Here is a 4,532-nt window from a genome sequence, read left to right as displayed (position 1 = left end):
GACGCGAGCTGCGCGGTCACCGCGGCGATGCCGGTGAACGCCAGCCCGCAGGTGCCGATCGCCAGCGACAGCGCCACCGACCCCGCGGCCGGCAGCCCGAGCAGCGGGAGCACGACGCACAGCACCGCGGCGATCACCACGTTGGCGAGGGCCGCCACCCCGATCGCGGACACCAGCGGCGCCTGCCGTCCGACCCGCGCCGAGCCGATCAGCTCGAGCCGCCCGGCCTCCTCATCCGCCCTGCTGTGCCTGATAACGATGAAGACGCTCATCAGCGCGGCGAACAGCGCGCCCCAGACGCCGTACCGCCAGGCGGCGAGCGCGCCGGCCGAGGTCCCGTTCAGCCGGCCGTAGAGGAACAGCAGCGCCGGGTTGCCCTGCGCGGACGCGACGAGCGCGGCGCGCGAGGACGCGGTCTTGTACAGCTTGACGAACGCGTAGGCGTTGGCCGCGACGCCGAGGACGATCACGTAGATCCAGACGGGCAGCATGATCCTGTCCCGGCGCAGCGCCAGCTTCGCCAGGGCGGTCGTGCCGGTCAGCGAGCCGGTCGTCATTGGACAGTCGCCACCGTACGTTCCGAATAATGCCGCAGGAACAACTCCTCGAGAGTCGGCGGACGGCAGATGAGAGTCCGCACGCCGGCCGCTGACAGGCGGCTGAGGACGTCGTTCAGCGCGGCGTTGTCCACCTCGCAGCGCAGCCGGAAGCCCTCGCCGGAGGGCTCGACGGCCGCGTCGTGCACGCCGGGCAGGCCGTCGAGCGTGATGGGGTGGCCCAGTTCGGCGTCGACCGAGGTCCTGGTGAGGTGCCGCATGTCCGCGAGGGTTCCGGTCTCCACGGTCCGGCCGGCCCTGATGATCGTGACCCGGTCGGCCAGGGCCTCGGCCTCGGCCAGGATGTGGCTGGACAGCAGCACGGTCCGGCCTTGATGCCGCTCGGCGTTGACGCACTCGCGAAAGGTCGCCTCCATCAGCGGGTCGAGGCCGGACGTCGGCTCGTCGAGGATCAGCAGTTCGGCGTCGCTGGCGAGGGCGGCGATCAGCGCGACCTTCTGCCTGTTGCCCTTGGAGTAGGCGCGGGCCTTCTTCGACGGGTCGAGGTCGAAGCGCTCGATGAGCTCCTGGCGGCGCTTGGGATCGTGGTTGCCGCCCCGGCGCCCGCGCAGCCGGGCGAGCAGGTCGATGATCTCCCCGCCGGTCAGGCCCGGCCACAGCGTCACGTCGCCTGGCACGTAGGCGAGCCTGCTGTGCAGCGTGGTGGCGTCCCGCCACGGGTCGCCGCCGAGCAGCGAGACCTCGCCGCCGTCGCGCCGCAGCAGGCCGAGGAGGATGCGGATGGTGGTGGTCTTGCCCGCGCCGTTCGGGCCGAGGAAGGCGTGCACCTCGCCGTCGCGAACGGTCAGGTCCAGCCCGTCGAGCGCCGTCGCGCGTCCGAAGCGCTTGCGCAGGCCGTTCGCCTCAATAGCGTTCGCCATGCCGTCCAGCCTACCGAGAATTCAGAATCTTGTGAATCTTGCAAACGTCCCGCCAGCGCCGGGACGTCAGGCCTCAGCCAGCAGCGCGGCCGCGGTGCGGCGGGCACCGTCGCGGGCGAGCCGGCTCAGCTGCTCCGTGACCAGCTCGCGGAACACCGCCGACTCCGCCAGCTCGCCGAACACCGCGCTGATGCCAAGCAGCGCTCCGGCTACCCGGCCCGCCTGACCGGCCGAGACCGACTCCCCGTCGACCCCGGCCTCGGCAAGCCGGGCGCGGAACACGTCCGCCATCGGGTCGTCGACGGGAAACGGCCTGCCATCGTCCGCGCGCTGCGTCCAGACGTGCCGCATCCAGGCGGCGAAGGCCAGCGTCGCCCGCACGGGAGTCGCCCCGGCGGCCAGCCGGTCCGCGATCGTGTCGCGCAGCCGGTAGGGCAGCTTCTGGCTGCCGTCCATGGCGACCTGCGCGCACCGGTACCGTAGCGCCGTGTTGCCGAACCGGCGGAGCACCTGCGCCGCGTACTCGCCCAGGTCCATGTCCGGTGGCGCCGTCAAGGTCGGCGCGATGTCGGCGGTCATCAGCAGCTGCGCATAGCCGGCGAGCACGTCGTCGGCGACCGCCCCGGCGATGAACTCATACCCGGCGAGCCCGCCGAGGTAGGCGACCGCCGAGTGCGTGCCGTTGAGCATCCGCAGCTTGACCTTCTCGTACGGCTCGACGTCCGGGACGAGCTGCGCCCCCGCCCGCTCCCACGCGGGCCGGGGGCCGGCGAAGCTGTCCTCGATGACCCACTGGGTGAACGGCTCGGTCACCACTGCCGCCAGGTCCCGCATGCCGAGCAGGGCCGCCACGTCCGCCAGGTCGGCGTCCGTGGTCGCGGGCGCGATCCGGTCCACCATGGTGGCGGGAAAGGCGACCTGCGCGCCGATCCAGTCCGGCAGGGCGCCCGGCCGCGCCCCGCCGGGGTGCCGGGCCGCCCACGCGTGCGCGTAGTCGAGCACGAGGCCGCGCACCGTCGGCCCGTTGGCGGGCAGGTTGTCGCAGCACACCACGGTGACCGGCGCGGCCCCCGTTGCCGCGCGGGCCGCCAGCCCGGCGGTGAGCTGTCCGATCACCGTGCGCGGCGGGCGGCCGGCCAGATCGGCGGCGATTTCCTGGTCGGTCAGCCGCAGCCGTCGCGTGGCCGGGTCGTACCGATAGCCCTTCTCCGACACGGTGAGGCTGACGATGCTCACCTCAGGGTCGGCGATCCGCGCGGCGACCGCGGCGGGATCGCCGCCGCCGTACAGCACCTCGCGGACCGCGCCGATCACCCGCGGGCTGGCGTCCTCGCTGTCCCGCACGAGCAGCGTGTACAGGCAGTCCTGCGGCGCGAGCTGCTGCGCGACCCGCGGGCTGCGCTGCGTCACGCCGCAGCTTCCCCAGTCGCCGGATTCCTCCGTGTAGTACGCCTGGTGCGCCCGGTGGAACGCCCCGATGCCGAGGTGCACGATGCGGACCCGGCGCTGCCGCGGGTCGATGGCCGGGCGGTAGGCGGCGGGTACCCGGGTCAGCCCGGCGAGGCTGAGCCGCGGGCCGCCGTCATCATTTATCCCGAACGGGCCCGTGGTCCCAGTCACGGCGCATCGCTCCCGCCGTCGAGCCGGTAGGTACGCTTCGGCAGCCGGTAGGCGAGATCGCGGGCGACCTCGGCCGCCTCGTCGGCGGGCAGCCGCTCCTCGGCCACCAGCCTCGCGAGGAACCCGCAGTCGACGCGGCGCGCCACGTCGTGCCGCACCGGGATCGACGGGAACGCGCGCGTGTCGTCATTGAACCCGACCGTGTTGTAGAAGCCCGCCGTCTCGGTGGTCAGCTCGCGGTAGCGGCGCATGCCTTCCGGGCTGTCTTAGAACCACCTGGGCGGGCCGAGGTACACGGCCGGGTACACCCCGGCGAGCGGCGCGAGCTCCCGCGAGTAGGCCGACTCGTCGAGCGTGAACAGCACCAGCCGCAGCCGCGGGTCGTCGCCGAACCGGTCGAGCAGCGGGCGCAGCGCGTGCACGTAGTCGGTCGCGACGGGGATGTCGCCGCCCGAGTCCGGGCCGAACTCGGCGTACAGGTACCTGTCGTGATTGCGCTGCGCCCCGGGGTGCAGCTGCATCACGAGGCCGTCGTCCACGGACATCCGCGCCGACTCGGTGAGCAGCTGCGCCCGGAACAGCTCCGCGTCAGCGGGGTCGGGGCCGTCTTCGGCGGCGTCCCGCAGCAGCCGGTCGTACAGCCGGGCCGCGCCGGCGGGTTCCAGGTCCGCGGTCTGGGCGGTCGGCGTGCCGTGGTCGGTGGCGGTCGCCCCGGCGCGCTTGAAATCCTCGCGCCGCCGCGCCAGCGCCGCTAGATACCCGGCGTACGACCCGGTGTCATTGCCGGTAATCTCCCCCAGCCTGATGACGGACGCCAGCCAGTCCGGCCGGCTGGGATCGGTGACCGCGTCGGGCCGGAAGGTGGGGATGACCCTCTTTTCCGGCCCGCCCCAGCCCTCGGCCGCCAGCTTGGCGTGATGCTCCAGGCTGTCGAGCGGCGAATCGGTGGTGGCGAGCACCTCGATGCCGAACCGGCGCAGCAGCGCGCGCGGCCGGAACTCCGGATCCGCGACCCGGGCGGCCAGCTCGTCGTACACCTCGTCCGCGGTGGCCGGCCCGAGCGGGCGCGTCACGCCGAAGATCCCGGCGAGCGACTCCTCGAGCCACAGCCGGCTCGGCGTGCCGCGGAACAGGTACCAGTGCTCGCAGAAGGTGCGCCACGCCTCACGCGGGCCGGCGTGCACCCGGCCGTCGCGATCGGGCACGCCTAGCCGGAGCGGCGATATGCCCTGGCTGTACAGCATGCGGGTGAGGTAGTGGTCGGGCGTGACGAACAGCGCGGCGGGGTCGGGCAGCGCCACGTCGTCGGCGAGCATCGCCGGGTCGACATGCCCGTGCGGGCTGATCAGCGGCAGGCCGCGGACCTCCGCGTACAGTTCGCGGGCGATCGCCCGCGTCGTCGGGTCGGCGGGGAACAGCCGGTCCTGATCCATCC

At 73.3% G+C, this 4,532-nt stretch carries 2 protein-coding genes and 2 pseudogenes; all 4 read right to left on the bottom strand.

Features of this window, described 5'->3' with window-relative positions; translation table 11 throughout:
• Positions 1–557: pseudogene (locus WA805_RS23260) on the bottom strand (ABC transporter permease); the annotation flags it as partial.
• A complete protein-coding gene (locus WA805_RS23255; RefSeq protein ID WP_425243400.1) occupies positions 554–1,477 on the bottom strand; it encodes an ATP-binding cassette domain-containing protein in 924 nt (307 codons plus the stop codon). The pseudogene WA805_RS23260 and the gene WA805_RS23255, both read right to left, overlap by 4 nt.
• 66 nt (positions 1,478–1,543) lie before the next feature.
• Positions 1,544–3,097 (bottom strand): mannitol dehydrogenase family protein, encoded by a 1,554-nt coding sequence (locus WA805_RS23250; RefSeq protein WP_425243399.1) that lies wholly within the window; start codon positions 3,095–3,097, stop codon positions 1,544–1,546.
• Positions 3,094–4,530, bottom strand: a pseudogene (uxaC, locus tag WA805_RS23245) (glucuronate isomerase). Before uxaC ends, WA805_RS23250 begins: the two are co-directional and overlap by 4 nt.
• Positions 4,531–4,532 lie beyond the last annotated feature (2 nt).

The organism is Trebonia sp., from assembly GCF_049794275.1.
Classification (GTDB): domain Bacteria; phylum Actinomycetota; class Actinomycetes; order Streptosporangiales; family Streptosporangiaceae; genus Trebonia.
The sequence above is the reverse complement of the archived record's forward strand: the minus strand, read 5'-3'. Positions and strand labels throughout refer to the sequence as shown.

Coding starts and splice junctions, on each gene's coding strand:
- WA805_RS23255 (WP_425243400.1), bottom strand. CDS start 1,477: ATGGCGAACGCTATTGAGGCGAACGGCCTGCGCAAGCGCTTCGGACGC.